Raw genomic sequence first — 20843 nt, 5'->3', positions numbered from 1 at the left:
GTTAATGGAAAACCTTAATAAATAGTGGATCAATATTCAAATGGTGGAGTGGATCACTTTTCGGTTGTTGTTGACATCATTTTTATCGTTTGTCGAAAATAAAGTTAAATATTAAAGTTACTTCATCAGCTCAAAACAACTTAGTTAATTTGTTTTTTAAGAGCAATAAATGCAACCTTTTGAGTTTTAGTAACTCAAACTTAGCAGTGAAAAGAATCTTATATTGTGTGTGTAAGATGTTGTCAGTGTGAAAAAGCGGTTCAAGTTAGGTGGTGACTTGGCTTGAACTGTTTTTATTCTTGGCTCAACCACATGATATGCATTACAAAGCTACTAAAGCGTAGCAAACCGAATCTTTATATTGTGTGTGAAGATGTTGTCAGTGTGAAAAGCGGTTCAAGTTAGGTGGTGACTTGGCTTGGACTGTTTTTATTCTTGGCTCAATCACATGATATGCATTACCAGGCTACTAAAGCGTAGCAAACAGAATCTTTATATTGTGTGTGAAGATGTTGTCAGTGTGAAAAAGCGGTTCAAGTTAGGTGGTGACTTGGCTTGAACTGTTTTTATTCTTGGCTCAAACCACATGATATGCATTACAAGGCTACGTAAGCGTAGTAAACAGAATCTTTATATTGTGTGTGAAGATGTTGTCAGTGTGAAAAGCGGTTCAAGTTAGGTGGTGACTTGGCTTGGCTTGGACTGTTTTTATTATTAAGCACATACATAATATAGCTATATACAGATTAATACATTTTAAAAAGCCCCGTAAGTTATAACTTACGGGGCTTTTTTAGTTAATTTTTTATTTGATACTCTTTTTTTAATTTACTTATTTGCACTTTATGTGAAAGCAAAAATGTATCAAATTGCTTAACTACCTCAGGATAGTCAATCGACGATAATAAAAAGGCTTGTAAATCTGTCGGCAATTCGTTTTGAAAATAAACGGGTCGGGTTAATTTGAAATATTTAACAATATTATAGTTTAATACATCGTTAGATATGTAAATACACTCCACTCGCTCTTTTAAAAGCATCTCTATTAATTCCATTACGTTAGCGGTTTCAATTAGCTCAACGTTTTCGTTATTCATTAAAGGTTTAAAGCTTTGAGACGTAAACCCTCTCACCGTTGCAAAACTAACGCATTCATCAATAGTGATATTTTTATTTAAACTCGCAATACCCGTTTTAGTCACAACGGTTGGCTGCGAATAAATAATTTCATTTAAATCACCAAAGGAAGCTTTATAACTTGGTTTCCATTGAGGGTTATCTGGATATTTAAAATCAACATGATGGTGATCAATAAATTCTTTATAAAGACGATTAATTGGCAGCGTGTAAAACTCAAATTCAAAATCGTGCTGCTGTGCAAATAAAGTGAGTAACTCTTCACTGAAGCCATAATAGTCAGCACCATTTGTTCCACTACCATCAAAGTAAGGTAGATACTCTATATTCTCTACGCCGACGACATAGTGGGTTGCCGACTTAGCATCTGTAATAAAAATTAATAAAGCTAAAGGCAAATACATTAACTGCGTTGTTATTTTTATAAATTGATTCATTTACAACCTAAGTAATATTATTGATGTGTAGCTCAACGCTTTAATTTTAAAAAATTTGCAAAGAATATGATAAATCTATTTTATTTTATGCAAAAAAAAGCCTGATTAAAATCAGGCTTTACAAAGTAAAAGGTTTAGCTTTTATCTCTTGGTACAAAATCGAGTACTGTTGCGTTTATACAGTAGCGGTCTGTGCCTCTAGGGCCTTCTCCTGGGAATAAATGACCAAGATGAATACCTGTACTTTTAGAACGTAGCTCAATACGTGTTATTCCCCAACTGCTATCATCATGCTGCGTTACACTACTTTTTACTGGGTGCTTAAACGACAACCAACCAGTACCGGAGTTAAACCTATCGCTTGTATCAAATAGTGGCTCTCCACTTAGTTTATCAACAAAAGTACCATCAGGTGTATTTTTAAACTCTTTGTACTCTTTACAATAAGGTCTATCTGTTCGTGCATCGAATGCAACTTTATAAGCATCACTGTTACCTAATTTAAAAGCGCCTAATGCTTTATAAAACTCTTCAGGTGTTGCATAGCCTTGACGGCCATATACCTCAACGCCATTTTCTAAAAACAAAATAGTCGGCGTTGCCCACGTGGCTGACTTAATAGTTAAATCATTAAGTTGGTCAGCATGGCGAAATGTCATAGGTATTGTGCCTTTGTAATCATTTGCGACTGCTTTTTTAAATTTGTCACAGTACGGGCAGTAATCACGAGAATCAAGTACCACTATTTGCTTACCTGCGATTAGAGCACTGTTGTCTGCTTTTTCCACGGGTGTTTTATTAAAAACAACACCGGTAGAGTGATCGGGACAATAGCCATTAGGGTTCTTTTCTAGATAATTTTGATGATATTCTTCTGCCGATACAAAACCTGCAAGTGGTTTAATAACCGTTTCGATTTTGCCGTAGCTCGCATCAGTTAAAAGCTGCTGATATTGCGATTTAACTTGCTCAGCTACTTTAGCTTGTGCATCAGTAGTCGTTAATACAATTGAACGATATTGCGTACCGATGTCGTTACCTTGGCGATTTTTTTGCGTAGGATCGTGACTTTCAAAATAGTTTTTTAAGAGATCTTCTGCTGAAATTATATTGCTGTTATACATAACTTGCACAACTTCAGCATAATTGTTCTCATCAAAACGACGAGACTGATCAGTAATATTTCTGTACGTTGCTTTAAACCCATTACCGTCAGCATAACCCGACTCAGCATCAATAACGCCATTAAGCGCTTCGTAGCGTTTTTCTGCTCCCCAAAAACAACCAGACCCCAGTACAATGGTTTCTACATGCATGGTGGCTTCTACATTACTGTGTTCTACCTTTTCCATAGATAAAGCAAAGCTGCCTGCGCTAAATATAATAGCAGCGCCTGATAAATATAATAAATGCTGGTGTTTCATAAAGTACCTCATAAACAAGTGCGTGCTAATTAAGACCTCCTTATCTTAATTTTCATTTCAACCTAATTACTTATTTAGTACGAAATGTATTAAGTTTTAGTCCTCAATAAGTTAAATACGATTAATTGAATATAAAAACACTCTTAAAGTAAGCTGGGTAAATAAACACTAAACATAACGACTTAGTCGCAATGGTGTAAATAAATTAATAAAACTGTGTTACGTTTAAATTATGTTGTACAAATAGGTTTATTTAATGAAGCCAGCTCCCCATATTTATGCATTAACAAACAGTAGTTTACTACTTGATGCATCGCATTTAGATGCTACAGATAGACTCTCTATTCAAAATAAAATTTGGGCTTTAACCAGCCACTGTAAATGCACTGCTGAATTTACCGATTTGGTGCCAGCCATGAACTCGCTCACTCTCTATCTAAAATCAGATAAACACTTAAATAAGTGGTTACAAGTACTACCTTCGCTGTGGAATGATATTAAAACGAGTACTTTTAAAGGGCAACATCACTTAATCGAAACCACCTACAAGGGTGAGGATATTAATTACGTGGCTCGTTATCACAATTTAAGCGCTGATGAGGTTATTAATATTCATAGTAAAACCAAATACCACGTTTTATTTTTAGGCTTTCAGCCCGGTTTTGCTTACCTACACGGCTTAGATGGGCAATTACATACACCAAGGCGTGATGAGCCACGCATTAAAGTTCCTAAAGGCTCTGTTGCGATAGGTGCTGCACAAACCGGAATTTACCCCGCAGATACCCCTGGCGGTTGGCACATAATAGGTCATACAGATACTGCTTTGTTTGATTCGACCTCTGAGCAGCCTTGTTTAATTCAACCAGGCGATACGCTTGAATTTGTTCCGCTAGTTAATAAAGGAGCAACTCATGATTAAAGTACTCAAAAGTGGTGTATTACTTACAATTCAAGATTTTGGCCGTGATGGCTACCGTCATTTAGGTGTAAGCAAAGCGGGTAGCTTAGACCCTTATGCACAAATAATTGCTAATAGATTACTTAACAATAGCGACAATGATGCCGTTTTAGAAATAACTGTTGGTTTGTGCGAGCTGGAATTCACCTGCGACACAGTAATTGCGCTTCATGGTGCAGATTTGCAAGCAACCCTTGATGGACAAGCAATTTACCCTGGTTGGACATACACAGTAAAAAACAAACAAGTACTGAGCTTTGCTACTGGTAGAGCTGGATTAAGAGCTTATTTAGCAGTGAAAGGCGGTATACAAAATACTGAAGTTATGGGCTCTAAATCTACAGATTTAAACGCATGTTTTGGTGGTATTGAAGGTAGAGCTCTCGCCACTGGTGATGAAATACCTATTACTCCTTATTATGGAGAGTTTATAAAAGTAGGCGCAATTGCTCCCGCCCAGCGCAAGCTTATACGACTGCACCCAAGTCCTCATGCTAATTTGTTAGGCGAGCCTTTACTTAACAACTTTGTATCTACCCCATTTAAAGTTAGTAGTAACAGCAACCGAATGGGCGTAAGGCTTGAGCATAAAAATAATTTGGCACATTCGCACTCTTTGCCATCACTAGGGGTGAGTCCTGGGAGTATTCAACTGCCACCGAATGGTGAACCTATCGTGCTACTTAACGATGGTCAAACAACCGGGGGCTATCCGCTTTTAGGGACTGTAATTGAAGCCGACTTACATCAATTTGCACAATTTAGACCTTTAGATACTGTTGAGTTTAAATATGTAACGTTTGAAGAAGCAGCAAAGGCGAAGCAGAAACTTGACGGGCACCTACATCAATTGAGCCTTGCACTTAAAAATAACCTATAAAATATTCTAGAATCAACACGCCCTAGATTTAAAAAATAGGTACCATGTAATAAAGGTTCAAATTCCGACGGCCGTTACCTTACTCGCCGTTAATATTATTTTAATGTATAGCTTGGTGTTTAATGACTAAATCAACTTCTACTATGCCGTGTGTATTAATAACTGGCTTTGCTCCTTTTGGTGGCGAAGCTATAAACCCTTCTTGGCAAGCAGTGCAAAAACTTGATGAAACTATCATCATGAAACACAAAATATGCACACTAGAACTTGCCTGTGAATTTAATACGTCTATCAGTCAGCTTATAAACGCCATTGAGTCGCACAATCCGGCGGTTGTTTTATGTATAGGCCAAGCTGGTGGGCGCAGCGAAATATCAATTGAGCGTATTGCAATAAACGTTGACGATGCACGCATTAAAGACAATGCAGGTAAGCAGCCTATCGATACACCAATAGAAAAAAATGGCCCTGATGCCTATTTTACAAACTTGCCAATAAAGCGCATGTTACAAGCATTGCACAACAGCAATATACCTGCTTCCATTTCCAATACAGCAGGTACTTATGTGTGTAATCACGTTATGTATGGTCTTATGCATTACATAAATGATCACTGCGCTGTAATGAAAGGTGGCTTTGTGCATATTCCTTATTTACCAAGCCAAGCTGTGCACCACAATGGCGCACCAAGCATGAGCGAAGAAACCGTTATTAATGCCCTGAGAGTTATGATTGCACAAGCTTTGAACAATAATAGCGACGTAAAAATAGCAGCAGGAACCACGCATTAACCACTTTGGTGCGATTACATCTAGCTTGGTGCATAAATTATTCTTAATTAATTGTAAAAGCTATGTGACTTGAGTAATTTTTTCTGATAAAACAAGGTTTCGCAGCACAGCAAATTGGCTCTGCTGCACACATAATAGGAATGAGGAGTTACTATGTGTTCAATTTTTGGGGTATTAGATATTAAATCTGATCCCACTCAATTGCGTACCCAAGCAATTGAAATGTCAAAGCTGCTTAGACACCGTGGCCCAGATTGGTCTGGTGTATATGCATCTGAAAAAGCTATTTTAGTGCATGAGCGTTTAGCTATTGTTGGTGTATCAAGCGGTGCACAGCCTTTATACAATCCTGAAAAAACAAATATTTTAGCGGTTAATGGCGAGATTTATAATCATAAAGAACTTGCAGCAGAGTTAGACGTTGATTTTACTTTTCAAACTCAATCAGACTGTGAAGTTATTTTAGCGCTGTATAAACAAAAAGGGCCTGACTTTTTAGATGATCTAAATGGCATTTTTGCATTTTGTTTATACGATGAAGAAAATGACGCTTACTTAATTGGCCGTGACCATATTGGTATTATCCCGCTTTACACCGGTCACGACGAGCACGGTAACTTTTACGTTGCTTCTGAGCTAAAAGCACTTTCTCCAATTTGTAAGCATATTGAAGAATTTCCACCAGGGCATTACCTGTACAGCAAAGATGGCAAAATGACGCCTTATTACAAACGTGATTGGGAAACATTTGATGCAGTTAAAGATAACAGCGCAGAAGCGCAAGACGTTAAAGATGCATTAGAAGCGGCCGTTAAACGCCAATTAATGTGTGACGTGCCTTACGGTGTATTACTTTCTGGTGGTTTAGACTCATCGGTTATCTCTGCTATTACCCAGCGCTTTGCTGCAAAACGTATTGAAGATAACGACGAAAGCGACGCATGGTGGCCTAAGCTGCATTCTTTTTCAGTAGGCCTTGAGGGCTCACCTGATTTAGCGGCTGCACAAAAAGTAGCTGACATGATTGGTACTATTCACCACCCTATCATTTTTACCATTCAAGAAGGTATTGATGCATTACGTGAAGTGATTTACCACATAGAAACCTACGACGTAACAACAATTCGTGCCTCTACACCTATGTACTTAATGGCTCGCCAAATTAAAGCTATGGGCATTAAAATGGTGTTATCTGGCGAAGGTGCTGATGAGCTATTTGGTGGTTATTTATACTTCCATAAAGCCCCTAACGCACAAGAGTTTCATGAAGAGCTAAACCGTAAAGTATCAAAACTGCATATGTTTGACTGTTTACGTGCTAATAAATCAATGGCGGCATGGGGCGTAGAAGCACGTGTACCGTTTCTTGATAAAGAATTTGTTGATGTTGCTATGCGTATCAACCCTGAAGCTAAAATGTGTAAAGATGGAAAAATTGAAAAACACATTTTACGTGAAGGCTTTGAAGGTTACTTACCTGATGAAGTGCTATGGCGTCAAAAAGAGCAATTTTCAGATGGTGTTGGTTACAGCTGGATTGATACGTTAAAAGAGTTTGTAAACGAGCAAGTAAGCGATCAAGAGCTTGCAAATGCAAAATTTAAATACCCTATTAATACACCAGATTCAAAAGAAGCTTACTACTACCGTACTATTTTTGAATCGCATTTCCCTGGTGATGCATCAGCTAAATGTGTACCGCATGGTAAATCGGTAGCGTGTTCGACTCCTGAAGCACTTGCATGGGACGCATCGTTCCAAAACAATGCTGATCCATCAGGTCGTGCTGCGGGCGTTCATAACGACGCATATGCAAGCAAAGGTTAATACTCTTTGTTTAGCAAAGCGTAAGCCTAAATGGCTTACGCTTCGCTTTATAGAGTTCACTTCCACCGAATCTGTTTTTTATAGCTCTGCAAATAACTTAAAAGGCTCAAGCGCTTTAATTGTTATTTATAAAAATGGGTTAACATCAAAAACAATGCAATATATTGCATCACAATCAATTCACCCAGCTACCGTATTTTTAAATCAAAATGAGATAACTAAACGCCATTGCAATATTCGCTGGTTTAACCAAACAAGTGAAATTAAACGCTGCGGACATGGCACTTTAGCGGCCGCTAATTTTTTAATAAAGTATTTTGGTTATTGCCCTGAAGTATTTACATCAATGAGTAATGAGCGCTTTACTATAAGAGTAAAAAAACAACGCGCACAGTTGTTACTAAAAAGTATAGAGTCTAAAAAAAGCGAATTAGCTAAAGGTGAGTTACAAAGTGTGTTTTCATTAGCAATAAAAGCAGCCTACAGTGCCGGCGAAAATAACGGTTATACGTTTGTGTTATTTAATGAAGAATTTAATAAAGAGTTTAGTAAAGACGTTGAAAAAGACGATTTAAAAAGCTTACACGTTGATTTTAAAGCGTTAAATAAACTCCATAAAAATGCTGTTATAGCGCTTAGTATAAAAAATATAGACAAAAAAAATGCTATAGCGCATTTTAGATACTTTGCACCCCAGTTTGGAGTAAATGAGGACAGTGCAACGGGCTCTGCGGTGTCTATTATTGCCCCCCTTCTATTTAGACTGCATGGTTTAAATAAAGCTAAACTTATACAGCAATCAAATAATGGCGCATTGCTAAACTATGAGTTTAGCAATGCTAAAGTTGTCATTTACTAGGGCGTGTTGACCTTTGCGAATTGAAATTTGTTCAATCTAGGGGCGATTAAATCGCGGCGCGAGGTTTGTAACCTAGTGGGCTGAGTAAAAATCGAGCAACAAAGAGTTTATCGCCCCTAGGCAGAACCCGAAGGGCAGCACATGTTTGGCATTTATGCTGCGTTATCAACTATTTATGTGGAATAACCACACTTCATAGGCTCTGCCTTGCCTAAAAACCAAACATATTGCTGCAAATTCAACTATCAAAGATCAACACGCCCTAAACATATTAAGTAAACGTTTATAGCGGCCTTAATAAGCACAGGGCAAAATAGTTACTATCGTCTTGCCATGTTTGCTCTAACTTTAAATTAGCTTGCGCTGCAAGCTGCTTAAACGACTCAAGCGTGTACTTGTGAGAGTTTTCCGTATGAATGCTTTCACCTTCTATAAAGTCTATTTGCTGATCATTTATAATCACGCTTTGAGTACAATTACTTACTAAATGCATTTCGATACGGCTATGTTGCTCGTTAAAGCGTGACTCGTGGCTGAAATTGTCTAAGTTAAATGTGCCATTTAACTCGTTATTAATACGTTGTAGTAAGTTTTTATTAAACGCGGCGGTTATACCTAACTTATCGTTATATGCATCAAGTAACACTTGGCGCTCTTTTACTAAATCAATGCCAATTAGCACATAGCCATTTAAACCACATAAGCGATGGAAATTATTCATAATTTCAATTGCTTTTACAGGTGCAAAATTACCAAGAGTAGACCCCGGAAAGTACACCAAATTAGTTTGACTGTCTAAAGCGGTGTCTTTGGTTAGCTGTTTGACCATTTGGCTATGTGTAAAGTCTCCTAATAATGGAGAAATTGCCAAATCTGGAAATAATGGTGACAAATGTGCAAGTGAATAACTGAGCATCTCCTCAGATATTTCAAACGGTACAAAGGTTTTAACGTTTGCCATATGCGCTAATAAATAGGCTACCTTTTTACCCGAGCCACAGCCGGGCTCTATAATAGAGAGGTTTTCAGGTAGCATTTGAGCAATCGACTTTGAGTGTTGCTCTAATATAGAAAGCTCAGTACGTGTAACATAATACTCTTGTAAGGTTGTTATTTGCTCAAATAATGCAGCACCTTTATCATCATAAAAATATTTACACGGAAGCGTTTTTTGTTGTTGAGTTAATCCGCTTATCACGTCGTTTAGAAATTCAGTGTCGGTTATGTTGCTTTGCTTAATCGCTGTTACTTGGCTCATACTATATCCTTAGCTAGTCTTATCCCGCTGCACATCCACGCTTGATGCGGGTAATAAAAATTTCGGTATGTTTGTCGTAAATGGTTTTGAGGGGTAAACACACACCCACCACGTAACACCATTTGGTTATTCATAAACTTACCATTGTATTCCCCTGCTACTCCTTCAATAGGCTTAAAACCGGGGTATGGTAAATATGCACTGTTCGTCCATTGCCAACACGAATCAGTTAACTGATTTATTTCAGTATCACTCTTTGCTTGCTGAGGTGTTAGGTAGTGATTATTAATCTCTGTTGAAGGTGTATTTTTAGCTGCATATTCCCATTCGAACTCTGTAGGCAAGCGAGCCTTTACAAAATTAGCATAGGCGCTGGCCTCAAAATAACTAACATGACAGATCGGGGCATTTAAATTGAGAAGCTCTAATCCATAGTGTGTAAACTCAAACCACTCGTTATCTATACAATGCCAATATAATGGTTGCGTTAGACTGTTGCTTTGTATATTTGCCCAACCGTCACTTAACCAATACTGTGGATTGCTGTATCCACCTGCATTTATAAAGTCTAAATATTCACCATTGGTGACCAACCTATTAGCAAAGTTAAATGAATGAATTAATACTTGGTGTTTGGGGCGCTCGTTATCATATGCAAATTCATCGTCGGCATTTGTACCTATATTAATAATGCCTTGCTCAAAATTTATAAAATTGAGAGGCTTAATATCTGCTGATTTGTTTTGGCTGTTTAAAGGCGATGTTTTATATTGCGGAAATAATGGATTTACTGAAAAGTTATATTTGATGTCCATAAGCATTAGTTCTTGATGCTGTTGCTCGTGGTGTAACCCAAGTTCAATAATATCTTTAATTTGTGGACTAACTTCAGTTTTAAGTAATTCAACCACACAGCTATCTACATGCTCTCTATAAGCTAAAACTTCATCTAAACTAGGTCTAGATAAACTACCTCGGTTTGCCCGTTTAAATTGCTCTCCAATCCCATTGTAGTAAGAATTAAAAAGCATTCGGTAGTGAGAGTTAAACACAGTGTACTGTTTACAGTAAACACTAAGTAAAAACGTTTCAAAAAACCACGTGGTGTGCGCTAAATGCCATTTGCCTGGGCTGGCATCTGCCATAGCTTGTAATTGGCAATCTTCTACAGTGAGTGGTTCAATAATAGCCAGGCTTTCGCCCCTAACGCTGCAAAAGCGTTTAACAAGTTCGTTTTGATTGGTATTGTTTAAAGCGCATTCACGCATAATAGTATTAATCCTTTGCCTATCTATTTATAAAATATAGCTTAGTGTTGTGTTAAATCATATTCATATTACAACTTGATTAAAGATGCTTATCAGCTTATAAATTTATACTAGCCCTAAAGGGAAATTTGCTCTTTGCAGCTCGTTTTTTAATTATTCTTACGTGCATGTAAGCATGCAGAATAACGCAGGAGCAGTTATCGAACCGTTAGGTTACAAACCTAGGATCGATTAAACAGCTCCTAAATTGAACAAATTTTAATCCTAAAAGATCAACAAGCCCTAGTATTTAAGCATTAATTAAGTTGCTTAAAAGTGATCTTTTTTTACTTAACTAAGTAAATTAATACTTTTAATAGCAAACTAAATTTTAACGTTCACTGAATTTATAATTTTAGGGCTTTTTAAATAAAAGAATCATTAATTTGGCTATATAAACAGCGTTTTAAATACAAATTCATTTACATTTAATATTTAACTCATACACTACTAGCTGTATGATCACTCTTCAAATTAGTTAGTCTTCAAATAATTACGGTATTACTTTTTACTTAATATTTAAAGGCTAATGTAATTCGATATGACGCCGAATTTATTTTGGCTTGTTAGGACAACTAAAGAGGTATTGCATGAAGGAAAATCATGACAAATATAGTATTGACAATACGGACTACACCGTAGGTCAGGACAACGTACAAAAGTGGGGTTTTGATATACACAACCCTGTTTTTGGAACTAGTGCGGGCCTGATTGTCATCTTTTTAATCGCCATACTTGTTACCGACCCACAAACTGCAAAAACAGCGCTTGATAGTATCAAGACCGATATTATTAATAATTTTGATGCCCTATTTATGTGGGCTGCTAACTTCTTTGTACTCTTTTGTTTAGCACTTATTGTTTCTCCTTACGGGAATATTCGCCTTGGTGGTGATGATGCTAAACCTTCTCACTCTCGAGTTTCATGGCTTGCTATGTTATTTGCTGCAGGTATGGGTATCGGCCTTATGTTTTGGGGCGTTGCTGAACCGGTTGCTTACTTTACTGGTTGGTACGAAACACCACTTAATGTAGCCGCTAATACACCAGAAGCTGCAAAATTAGCAATGGGCGCAACTATGTTCCATTGGGGTCTTCATCCTTGGGCTATTTACGCTGTTGTTGGTTTATCTCTTGCATTTTTTACGTATAACAAAGGTTTACCGCTTTCTATTCGTTCTATTTTTTATCCTATATTAGGTGATAGAGCATGGGGTTGGCCTGGTCATATCATTGATATCTTAGCTGTACTTGCTACGTTATTTGGCCTTGCAACATCTTTAGGTTTAGGTGCTCAACAAGCCTCTGCAGGTATTAACCATGTATTTGGTACAGAAGGTGGCATTGGCTCTCAAATTCTAGTTATTGCGGGTGTAACACTTTTAGCCATTGTTTCTGTGGTTCGCGGTATTGACGGTGGTGTGAAACTGCTAAGTAATGTAAACATGTTAATTGCTTTCTCATTATTATTGTTTGTTTGTTTAGTGGGCTTTGCTGTAGCAATGGGTAATGTACCGACTACCGTGATGGGCTATGTAGAAAACATTATTCCATTGAGTAATCCTCACGGCCGTGAAGACGAAACATGGATGCATGGCTGGACTGTATTTTACTGGGCTTGGTGGATTTCTTGGTCACCGTTCGTAGGTATGTTTATCGCGCGTGTATCACGTGGTCGTACAATTCGTGAGTTCTTAATTGCGGTATTACTCGTCCCTACTGCTGTTACCATTTTATGGATGTCTATATACGGCGGTATTGCTATTGATCAAGTAGTTAATGGTGTTGGTGCACTAGGCACTAATGGTTTAACTGATGTCCCTTTAGCTATGTTCCAGATGTTTGATGCATTACCTCTATCTAATATCTTATCATTTATTGCGATTATATTAGTGTTAGTATTTTTTATTACGTCATCTGACTCAGGCTCATTAGTCATTGATTCAATTACAGCTGGCGGTAAAATTGACGCACCGGTGCCACAACGTATATTTTGGGCAACGGTAGAGGGCGCAATTGCAGCGGCCTTACTTTGGATTGGTGGTACACAAGCAATCGAAGCACTACAAGCAGGTGCTGTTTCTACAGGCTTGCCATTTACTATTGTATTGTTGTTTATGTGTTTAAGCTTAGTTTTAGGTTTACGAACTGAGCCTCGCCCAGTTAAATAATACTTTTAGTAAGCAATACTTTTAATTAGTAACGAAAGCGCCGCAATTTTTGCGGCGCATTTTTATTTAACTATTTAAGGTTATACCCATTCGCTTAATAAAGTGATCTATTTTGTGGCAGGAAAAACTTCTCGATAGTAAGGCAAAATTTCTTTATTTAGTTGCTCTAAATGAGAAATTTTTAACGCAGCTAGCGTCAGGTTTAACCCTCAATATGATTAAAGTATTATTGCGTATTAGTATTATACCCACAACTCTGAGATTGGAGTATCTACACGGTAATGATGACTCAGTTGCGCTTGTAAAAGCTCAGCTGTGGCAAGTGCATCCGTTAACGCATTATGATTTTGGTACGCAGGTAGGGAATAACGCGCACGGCAATCTGTTAATCTGAGCGAGCCTAGTTTTGTATTAAATAATCGGCCTAATAAACCTTGCCTCTCTTTTAGTGCTCTTTTTTCTAGCTCCATTGTGTCAACAAGAGCAAACTCAATACCTTCTTTAAGCCTTAGTAATAACGCATTATTTAAAAAATGGCGTTCTATTGCGGCGTAATGTACCACGACAACTTTACCACTTAGCGCTTCAAGTAAAGGCTCAATAATTCGATTAAAGTCTGGGGCGTCATCGACCTCAGAGTGCGTTATTCTATGGATTAAAATAGACTCTTCATGCAGGTTACGTCTTGGTTGAACAACCCAATGCCGGCTGTGTTTGCAATAAATACGCTTTAAATTAAACGGCACTAAGCCAACACTCACAATATCGTCGTTTTGGCTATTTAAACCTGTTGTTTCAAAGTCCATTGCTACGAAAGGCACATCTTCTACAGCGGCTTTATCTTGATTATAAGCACCTGCATAAAAGTGTTTTAGAAGTTTATTTTCGGTGCTGTTGGCAAGCTCGTTATATCTAGCTTGCCAATCAACTGCTTTGTAATTACGCGGGTTCATAGGCTACTTCACACCTGAGTTTGCTGTGTAGCTAAATTTCAAATAGCTTTGTGCTTTTTCTAAAATAGCGAATGCCTCTTTCAAGTTTCGCTGTTCAAAAGGAGACAGTAAATGTGGGTCTAAGTCGTTATCAGGCTCTTCGCCCTTCTCTATTTGCCACGCTTGATGGCGAATTCGCATCATGGCAATATACTCAAGTGAATCACGTAAATCTTGCGCTTTACCCTGCGGTAATAGCTTAGCTTCAATAATGTCTTCTAATCGCTCAAACGAGTTTTGTTTACGCGAACCAATAGCTAATGCGTGTACACGTATAACATCAGAAAGTGGTGCAGTACCTCTTCGTTTTAAGTTCATTGAACGCTTATGTTGGCCGTTATGCTCCATAACAAAGCCTTTAAAAAAGCCAAGAGGTGGTGTCCTATTTCGAGCATTTGCCGCCATATTTGCTAGAAATATACGATTCACTTTACTTTGTTTCGCTATAAATATTTTAAGCTCGTCGGCCCACTTGGTTTTGCCCCATACACCGTCTAAATCAAAAAATATAGAGCTATTAAGCAGTGCTTGTGGTTTTGGCTGGGCTATCCAATCAGCAAATTGATCAAACCACTCTGAGCGAGTTTTACGCCATTTTTTAAACGACGCCATTATTTCTCCATCACAGTAGGTGTAACCACACTGCGCTAAGCCATCACACACAAAATCGGCAATACTTTGAAAATACGCGTTATGTTTTTCGTCATCGTAACTGTCATCTAAAATTAGTGCGTTATCTTGATCAGTTACAATAAGTTGCTCGTCGCGAGCCATTGAGCCCAGTGCAATAAAACAATAAGGAACGGGAGGTGGACCAAAATTTTCTTCAGCTAATACAAGTAATCTTTGTTTAAATGTACGTCCTATAACGGCCATGGCAGTACCAATCATGTGTGAATTTGCATCTTCATTAACCATACGGACAAATACATTGGGCAATTGGCGTGCATAATGGGCTAAATCCTCAATTGTTTGTTGAGCAAGTATGCCGCGTACAAGTAATAAGCTGCTTTGCGATTCGTAACGTAAAATATCAGAGAGGGAGATAACTCCTATAGGACGTCTTTTTTGTACTACGGGCAAATGATGGAGATTATCTCTGAGCATGGCAAGTACTGCTTCAAAAATATAGTCATTAGCGTCTAAAAGCACTAAGTTAGTAGACATAATATCTTTTGCTTGTGTATTAAAGCTAAGCCCTTTAGCCACTACTTTTGATCGTAAATCCCTATCGGTTATAATGCCAACGACTTGTCCATCATCTTCCTCAGGATCGTCGTTTATTGGTTTATTTACATCGGTTACCAAAACTGACGATACCGCCTCTTCGGTCATTAATTTAGCGATATCTTGTATTGTAGAGGTTGCATCTACGGTGACTACATCTCTGTGAATTAATGATTTTACTTTAGCTGTTGTAAGGTCATTGCCATCGGCTTGTTCAACAATAGCTTGATGCAAACGTACGTTACCGTCTGTTTCAAAGTAATCAGCAAACGCATCAAACTCATCACAGTAACGATTGAATAGCTCAACATTTATACAATAAACTAACGTATCTTCAAGAGCAGTTGCAGGAAAACGCACCTTACGGTTCATCAATAAACCCATTTGACCAAATATCCCTGCGATGGCCAAACGATTGTATAGCTCACCATTTCGGCGATACATTTCTACAGAACCACTTCTAATCACATACAAATCAGATATGTCTTGTCCAAAACTCAAAATATCTGTTTTTGCTCTAAAATAAGCAACTTCTACTTGTTGAGCTAGCTCATTAAGCGCTTTTTGAGGTAAGTCATCAAAAGGAGGATGTTGTGCTAAAAATTGTGCGATTTCAACTTGTTCGGCTTGCATAAATCCCTTCCTGTATGCGCATTAAAATGACTAAATCTGTTTTGCAGATTAACACTATCATCGGAGTGTGAAAACAATTACTGCACAATTTTGGGCACAAAAAAAGAGTCTAAATAGACCCTTTAAATGTAATACTTATTGTAAAAATTTATTTACCGCGCTGAGCGTCTTTTTGGGCTTTTTTGGCTTCTTTACGTTGCTGTAAAACAGCCTGTGCCTCATTACCAATATGGCCTTCACCACGGGCTTGCGCTAATTCTATTTGCTTTTGGCGCTCCGCAAAACGTGTCCGTTGCTCGTCTGTCACTTCTTCAATACAATGATGACAAGATACACCTTCCATGTATTCAGGCTTTAACTTTTCGTCTTCTGTAATTGGCATACGGCACGCGTGGCATTGATCATAAGAGCCTTTTTGTAAGTCGTGATCAACCGCAACGCGATTATCAAATACAAAACATTCGCCTTCCCACATGGTTTCTTCTTTTGGCACTTCTTCTAGATATTTTAAAATGCCGCCTTCAAGATGATAAACTTCGTCAAAACCTTGCTCTTTCATGTAGGCCGTCGATTTTTCGCAGCGGATACCACCTGTACAAAACATCGCTACTTTTTTATGTTTTTCAGGGTCTAAGTTTTCTTTAGCCCACTGTGGAAATTCGCGAAAGGTTTTAGTATTTGGATCGACTGCATTTTGAAATGTACCAATTTCAATTTCGTAATCATTACGTGTATCAATTAAAATTACTTCTGGATCAGATATAAGTGCGTTCCACTCATTTGGCTTTACATAGCTACCCACAACTTTAAGCGGATCTACGCCTTCAACGCCCATCGTTACAATTTCTTTTTTTAGTTTTACTTTAGTGCGGTAAAACGGGCATTCATCATCGTAAGATTCTTTTGTTACGATGTTTTTTAAATTTGGTTGCTCATCAAGCCAGGCTAATAAGTTGTCTATCCCTTCACGTTTTGCAGAAACAGTGCCGTTTATACCTTCGGCAGCGAGTAGTAAAGTACCGCGTACTTCATTTGCTTCCATCACTTCAAGCAAAGGCTTACGGATAGCTTCAAATCCAGGTAAACCAACAAATTTATACAGCGCACATACTACAAAGTGATCGCCCGTTACATTATCTTTATGAACAACAGTCATTATATTTCCTATTTTGCCTTGTTAGCCAGTATTGGCGTTTACCGAATCGTAAATCCGGCGCATATGGGGCGCGTATTTTACGCTTTTTTAGTTTAATTGCAAAAAATAGCGCTATAGATTGGTTTTTACTGTTAGCGACCTATCTGTGTAAGCTATAATGCGCTGATAAATTTATAGACTTAATTTGCTCATTTTGGAGAAACACACATTGCAGTTTACTGATCTTGGGATTGATACACGCCTTGAAACACAACTAGCACATCAAGGGATCACCCAGCCCACCGATATTCAAGCGCATGCAGTGCCTACCGCACTTGCAGGGCATGACATTTTCGCTCAGTCTAAAACTGGGTCGGGCAAAACCTTGGCGTTTTTATTACCTGCTGTACAAAGGGTTATGAAACAAAAAGCACTCAGTAAACGCGATCCTCGTGTACTTATTGTTGCTCCTACTCGTGAGCTTGCTACGCAAGTATTTACCCAGCTGCGTTTATTAATTGCAGGCACAGCCATTAAGGCCGTAAAAATACTTGGTGGCGAAAACTTTAATGACCAAATAAAAGCACTTAGAAACGACCCACAATTCGTAGTTGCTACACCTGGGCGTTTAGCTGATCACATTACAAAACGCTCATTACAATTGAGTGGACTAGAACTGCTTATTTTTGATGAAGCCGATCGTATTTTAGATTTAGGCTTTACCGAGCAGTTAAAAATGATTAACGAGCAAGCTAATCACCGCTTACGTCAAACGTTATTGTTTTCTGCAACACTTGACCATGCACAAGTAGATGCTCTATCACGTAACCTATTAAAAAAACCAAAGCAAATTACGCTAAGTGCAGCGAACGAGCAACATAGCGATATTAAACAAACTTTATATCTAGCCGATCACCTTGACCATAAAGAAGCGCTATTAGAGCACTTTTTGAATCAAGATGATGTTGGTCAATGCATTATCTTCACAGCAACACGTTCTGACACGAGTCGCTTGAGTGAAGCGCTTAATGCTAAAGGCTTCAAGTCTGTAGCGCTTGCTGGTGATTTAACACAAAATAAACGTTTAGATATAATGGATTCGTTTAGTCGCGAAAACTTTAAAATATTAATCACAACCGATGTTGCATCTCGTGGTTTAGATTTACTAAGTGTAACGCATGTTATTAACTTTGATTTGCCAAAACACGCTGAAGAATATGTACACCGCATAGGTCGTACAGGACGAGCAGGCTTTAAAGGTAACGCAATTTCATTAGTTGGCCCAAAAGATTGGGCAAGTTATTTAGCTATTAAAGCATTTTTAAATGATGAGTTAAAATTTGCGAGCGTAGAGGGCTTAAAAGCTAAGTTTAAAGGTTTAAAAGAGAAAAAGCCTGAGGCAACGTGGGATAAATCTAAAGAAAAATCCGCCGCTGTTAAAAAGCCTGTATTTAAACGCAAAGCCAAACCTAAAAAGCCAACAGCACCAATTAAAGCACCAATGAACATTGATGGCGATACACCAATGCGCCGTAAAAAAAAGACTGAGCAGGAATAATTATGAGTTACCTAGGAACCACACAAACATTATTTGTAAAAGAAGTGAGTAACGAAGGTGCTTACTTAGACGGTCATGATTTAGGTGAAGTGTTTTTACCAAAACAAGAAATTAAACATGAGCTTGAAGCGGGCGATAGCATTAGTGTATTTATCTTTTTAGACAACGCTAACTTAGCAACTGCCACAACTAAAAAGCCACACGCACAAGTAGGTGAATATGCCCTGCTTCGCGTTAAAGAAATTAATAGTATTGGTGCATTTTTAGATTGGGGTCTTGAAAAAGATGTACTAACCCCGTTTAACGAACAAAAACCACGCATGCAAGAAGGTCACTCATATTTAGTTCGTTTGTACCTTGATAATGCAAGCCAACGTATTTGTGCATCAAATAACTTTAATCGCTTCCTATCTAAAGATGAGCCACAATATACTCACTTACAAGAAGTGGATTTAATTGTTGCTGGCAAAACAGATATTGGCTACAAGGTATTAATTGAAGAATCGCATTTCGGTGTTGTTTTTTACAATATGGTATTTAAAAGCTTATTTGTGGGTCAAAAGCTTAAAGGCTTCATTCAGAAAGTACGTGAAGACGGAAAAATTGATGTTGTATTAGAAAAGCCAGGTATGGGAAAAGTAAGTGACCTTGGTGAAACTATTATGCAAAAACTAAAAAATGAAGGTGGTGTTATCCCATTAGGTGATAAATCTGAACCTGAAGCTATAAAAAAGATGTTTTCTACTAGTAAAGCTAACTATAAAAAAGCAATTGGTGGATTATTCAAACAAGAGTTGATAGATATTGAAGCGAAATCCATTCGCTTAAGATCTTAATTATAAATAATAGGCTGTAATTACTAATATTATCTGTTTGTAATTAACCTAAAATATACTTATAAGGCAATGTACATTGCGTATATTGCCTTGAATAATCAAGCACTTCACCTTTTGACTCTAGGTTAAGCGGTGCCAAACGAAAAACCTTCTTTTCGCATTCTATTTTTTTATCATCAAGCTTAGATATGCAATCAGTTACTGTTATATGCTGAGATGTAAGTGTATCCTCATTTTTGTAACATAGGTGGTGTGCATAATCTTGCATTGTTTGTTTAAAATCGAACATATTGACAGGGTAATTCGTGATTATATCTGTTACTGATGTAACATCATCATATGCTTTATTAGAAAAAACGTACTTATTTACTGAAAAACCCGCAATAACAATTACTATAGAACCTAATAATAACTTCAAAACAAACCCCTACTACATTTCAATCCTAATAATGTAACATAAAATACACATGAGGTAAGGGCTTTTAGCACTATATTGCTGCTTTTTGTTAAATTATGCTATAGATCTATTAACATCACTAAGCACTTTTACGGGATCATCCGCCTGAGTAATAGGTCGGCCTATAACTAAATAATCACTTCCTGCATCTATTGCTTGCTTAGGAGTCATAATACGCTTTTGATCGCCAGCATCACTGCCTTCAGGACGTATACCTGGTGTTACAAGTTTAAAGTTCTCACCTAACTCTGCTTTTAAAGCTTTTGCTTCTTGTGCAGAACACACAACGCCATCAAGCCCTGCTTCCTTTGCAAGCTTAGCTAAATATATAACTTGCTCTTGAGCAGATTTATCAACGCCTAAACGCTTTAGTTCTGTTTCATCCATGCTTGTTAATACAGTAACCGCGATAAGTAATGGCGCTTTATCGCCAAATTGTTCTAGAGCCGATTTAGCTTTGCTCATCATTTCAAAACCACCAGAAGCATGAACGTTTACCATCCACACACCCATTTTCGCAGCTGCAGTAACAGCTTTAGCTACTGTATTAGGGATGTCATGAAATTTTAAATCTAGAAAAACATCAAAACCTAAATCAATTAACTCTTTAACAAATGCAGGTCCAAAATAAGTAAACATCTCTTTGCCTACTTTAAGGCGACATGTATCAGGAGAAAGTTGTTTAACAAAGTTTAAAGCAACCTCTTGATCATCGTAATCTAATGCTATAAGAATTTTTTTTGAGTGTTCGAAAGACATGACTATCCTAATGTATGGCTATAATACCAATCCGCAATAATACTTAATCAATTTGAGGACCAAATCTGACGCTAACTGCGTTAAAAATTTCTTATATAGAACAATAATATTACGAAATTTTTTGCCTTGTTATCGACACGATTTTCTTACCTCAAAACAGACCACTTAATTAAGCGAATTGATATAAAGTAATT

At 37.6% G+C, this 20843-nt stretch carries 17 protein-coding genes and 1 pseudogene; 9 read left to right on the top strand and 9 right to left on the bottom strand.

From position 1 onward, the window contains the following. Positions 1-797 precede the first annotated feature (797 nt). Both AAEY62_RS13900 and msrA read right to left on the bottom strand, forming a co-directional pair. Positions 798-1574: a transporter substrate-binding domain-containing protein gene (locus AAEY62_RS13900; RefSeq protein WP_024590164.1), complete on the bottom strand. Its 777-nt coding sequence runs from the start codon at positions 1572-1574 to the stop codon at positions 798-800. Between the two features lie 134 nt (positions 1575-1708). Continuing rightward, on the bottom strand, positions 1709-2998 hold the full coding sequence (gene msrA, locus AAEY62_RS13895) for a peptide-methionine (S)-S-oxide reductase MsrA (RefSeq protein ID WP_024590163.1): 1290 nt from the start codon (positions 2996-2998) through the stop codon (positions 1709-1711). A gap of 256 nt (positions 2999-3254) precedes the next feature. Between msrA and pxpB the strand changes: the two genes are divergently transcribed. The 6 genes and pseudogenes from pxpB to AAEY62_RS13865 all read left to right on the top strand — a co-directional run bounded on the left by pxpB (position 3255) and on the right by AAEY62_RS13865 (position 8316). After that, on the top strand, positions 3255-3920 hold the full coding sequence (gene pxpB, locus AAEY62_RS13890; protein ID WP_024590162.1) for a 5-oxoprolinase subunit PxpB: 666 nt from the start codon (positions 3255-3257) through the stop codon (positions 3918-3920). After that, positions 3913-4839: a 5-oxoprolinase subunit C family protein gene (locus tag AAEY62_RS13885; RefSeq protein WP_024590161.1), complete on the top strand. Its 927-nt coding sequence runs from the start codon at positions 3913-3915 to the stop codon at positions 4837-4839. Before pxpB ends, AAEY62_RS13885 begins: the two co-directional genes overlap by 8 nt. 22 nt (positions 4840-4861) lie before the next feature. After that, positions 4862-4969: pseudogene (locus tag AAEY62_RS13880) on the top strand (5-oxoproline transporter, DUF979 family subunit); the annotation flags it as partial. Beyond that, positions 4962-5630, top strand: coding sequence for a pyroglutamyl-peptidase I (gene pcp / locus AAEY62_RS13875; protein ID WP_081709146.1), 669 nt, complete (start codon positions 4962-4964; stop codon positions 5628-5630). The pseudogene AAEY62_RS13880 and the gene pcp, both read left to right, overlap by 8 nt. A gap of 153 nt (positions 5631-5783) precedes the next feature. Continuing rightward, positions 5784-7457, top strand: coding sequence for an asparagine synthase B (asnB, locus tag AAEY62_RS13870; RefSeq protein WP_010552851.1), 1674 nt, complete (start codon positions 5784-5786; stop codon positions 7455-7457). After that, positions 7441-8316, top strand: a complete 876-nt coding sequence (locus AAEY62_RS13865; protein WP_350635131.1) for a PhzF family phenazine biosynthesis protein — start codon at positions 7441-7443, stop codon at positions 8314-8316. The genes asnB and AAEY62_RS13865 overlap by 17 nt, the downstream gene beginning before the upstream one ends. A 283-nt stretch (positions 8317-8599) precedes the next feature. On the opposite strand, the gene egtD is transcribed toward AAEY62_RS13865, so the two are convergent. Both egtD and egtB read right to left on the bottom strand, forming a co-directional pair. Continuing rightward, complete coding sequence (egtD, locus tag AAEY62_RS13860; protein ID WP_024590158.1) at positions 8600-9574, bottom strand: L-histidine N(alpha)-methyltransferase; 975 nt, start codon at positions 9572-9574, stop codon at positions 8600-8602. Further along, positions 9571-10842, bottom strand: coding sequence for an ergothioneine biosynthesis protein EgtB (gene egtB, locus AAEY62_RS13855; RefSeq protein ID WP_024590157.1), 1272 nt, complete (start codon positions 10840-10842; stop codon positions 9571-9573). Before egtB ends, egtD begins: the two co-directional genes overlap by 4 nt. Positions 10843-11471: 629 nt before the next feature. Here egtB and AAEY62_RS13850 point away from each other — a divergent pair. Further along, the gene (locus AAEY62_RS13850; RefSeq protein ID WP_024590156.1) at positions 11472-13052 is read left to right on the top strand and encodes a BCCT family transporter; all 1581 of its coding nucleotides are present in this window, start codon (positions 11472-11474) and stop codon (positions 13050-13052) included. 242 nt (positions 13053-13294) lie between these two features. On the opposite strand, the gene AAEY62_RS13845 is transcribed toward AAEY62_RS13850, so the two are convergent. The 3 genes from AAEY62_RS13845 to trhO all read right to left on the bottom strand — a co-directional run bounded on the left by AAEY62_RS13845 (position 13295) and on the right by trhO (position 17060). Next, positions 13295-14005 carry a 3'-5' exonuclease gene (locus AAEY62_RS13845; RefSeq protein ID WP_024590155.1) on the bottom strand — a complete coding sequence of 237 codons (711 nt, stop codon included), beginning with the start codon at positions 14003-14005 and terminating at the stop codon, positions 13295-13297. Between the two features lie 3 nt (positions 14006-14008). Next, on the bottom strand, positions 14009-15904 hold the full coding sequence (locus tag AAEY62_RS13840; RefSeq protein ID WP_024590154.1) for a DUF294 nucleotidyltransferase-like domain-containing protein: 1896 nt from the start codon (positions 15902-15904) through the stop codon (positions 14009-14011). A 148-nt stretch (positions 15905-16052) separates the two neighbouring features. After that, a complete protein-coding gene (gene trhO, locus AAEY62_RS13835) occupies positions 16053-17060 on the bottom strand; it encodes an oxygen-dependent tRNA uridine(34) hydroxylase TrhO (protein WP_024590153.1) in 1008 nt (335 codons plus the stop codon). A 208-nt stretch (positions 17061-17268) separates the two neighbouring features. On the opposite strand from trhO, the gene AAEY62_RS13830 reads away from it, so the two are divergent. Both AAEY62_RS13830 and AAEY62_RS13825 read left to right on the top strand, forming a co-directional pair. Next, complete coding sequence (locus AAEY62_RS13830) at positions 17269-18597, top strand: DEAD/DEAH box helicase (RefSeq protein WP_007583068.1); 1329 nt, start codon at positions 17269-17271, stop codon at positions 18595-18597. Between the two features lie 2 nt (positions 18598-18599). Next, the gene (locus tag AAEY62_RS13825) at positions 18600-19433 is read left to right on the top strand and encodes a CvfB family protein (protein ID WP_024590152.1); all 834 of its coding nucleotides are present in this window, start codon (positions 18600-18602) and stop codon (positions 19431-19433) included. Between the two features lie 43 nt (positions 19434-19476). Here the strand turns inward: AAEY62_RS13825 and AAEY62_RS13820 are convergent, their stop codons facing one another. Further along, entirely contained in the window at positions 19477-19851 is a 375-nt protein-coding gene (locus tag AAEY62_RS13820) for a hypothetical protein (RefSeq protein WP_350635129.1), read from the bottom strand. Positions 19852-19944: 93 nt separating this feature from the next. Next, positions 19945-20649 (bottom strand): orotidine-5'-phosphate decarboxylase, encoded by a 705-nt coding sequence (gene pyrF / locus AAEY62_RS13815; protein ID WP_010552857.1) that lies wholly within the window; start codon positions 20647-20649, stop codon positions 19945-19947. Positions 20650-20843 lie beyond the last annotated feature (194 nt).

It is taken from the genome of Pseudoalteromonas sp. GW168-MNA-CIBAN-0100 (genome assembly GCF_040309225.1).
Lineage (GTDB): Bacteria > Pseudomonadota > Gammaproteobacteria > Enterobacterales > Alteromonadaceae > Pseudoalteromonas > Pseudoalteromonas arctica.
This window is presented reverse-complemented; position numbering and strand designations above follow the sequence as displayed.

Excerpts from the sequence above, each read along its gene's own strand:
- AAEY62_RS13900 (WP_024590164.1), bottom strand. The coding sequence starts at position 1,574 with ATGAATCAATTTATAAAAATAACAACGCAGTTAATGTATTTGCCTTTA.
- msrA (WP_024590163.1), bottom strand. The coding sequence starts at position 2,998 with ATGAAACACCAGCATTTATTATATTTATCAGGCGCTGCTATTATATTT.
- pxpB (WP_024590162.1), top strand. The coding sequence starts at position 3,255 with ATGAAGCCAGCTCCCCATATTTATGCATTAACAAACAGTAGTTTACTA.
- AAEY62_RS13885 (WP_024590161.1), top strand. The coding sequence starts at position 3,913 with ATGATTAAAGTACTCAAAAGTGGTGTATTACTTACAATTCAAGATTTT.
- pcp (WP_081709146.1), top strand. The coding sequence starts at position 4,962 with ATGACTAAATCAACTTCTACTATGCCGTGTGTATTAATAACTGGCTTT.
- asnB (WP_010552851.1), top strand. The coding sequence starts at position 5,784 with ATGTGTTCAATTTTTGGGGTATTAGATATTAAATCTGATCCCACTCAA.
- AAEY62_RS13865 (WP_350635131.1), top strand. The coding sequence starts at position 7,441 with ATGCAAGCAAAGGTTAATACTCTTTGTTTAGCAAAGCGTAAGCCTAAA.
- egtD (WP_024590158.1), bottom strand. The coding sequence starts at position 9,574 with ATGAGCCAAGTAACAGCGATTAAGCAAAGCAACATAACCGACACTGAA.
- egtB (WP_024590157.1), bottom strand. The coding sequence starts at position 10,842 with ATGCGTGAATGCGCTTTAAACAATACCAATCAAAACGAACTTGTTAAA.
- AAEY62_RS13850 (WP_024590156.1), top strand. The coding sequence starts at position 11,472 with ATGAAGGAAAATCATGACAAATATAGTATTGACAATACGGACTACACC.
- AAEY62_RS13845 (WP_024590155.1), bottom strand. The coding sequence starts at position 14,005 with ATGAACCCGCGTAATTACAAAGCAGTTGATTGGCAAGCTAGATATAAC.
- AAEY62_RS13840 (WP_024590154.1), bottom strand. The coding sequence starts at position 15,904 with ATGCAAGCCGAACAAGTTGAAATCGCACAATTTTTAGCACAACATCCT.
- trhO (WP_024590153.1), bottom strand. The coding sequence starts at position 17,060 with ATGACTGTTGTTCATAAAGATAATGTAACGGGCGATCACTTTGTAGTA.
- AAEY62_RS13825 (WP_024590152.1), top strand. The coding sequence starts at position 18,600 with ATGAGTTACCTAGGAACCACACAAACATTATTTGTAAAAGAAGTGAGT.
- pyrF (WP_010552857.1), bottom strand. The coding sequence starts at position 20,649 with ATGTCTTTCGAACACTCAAAAAAAATTCTTATAGCATTAGATTACGAT.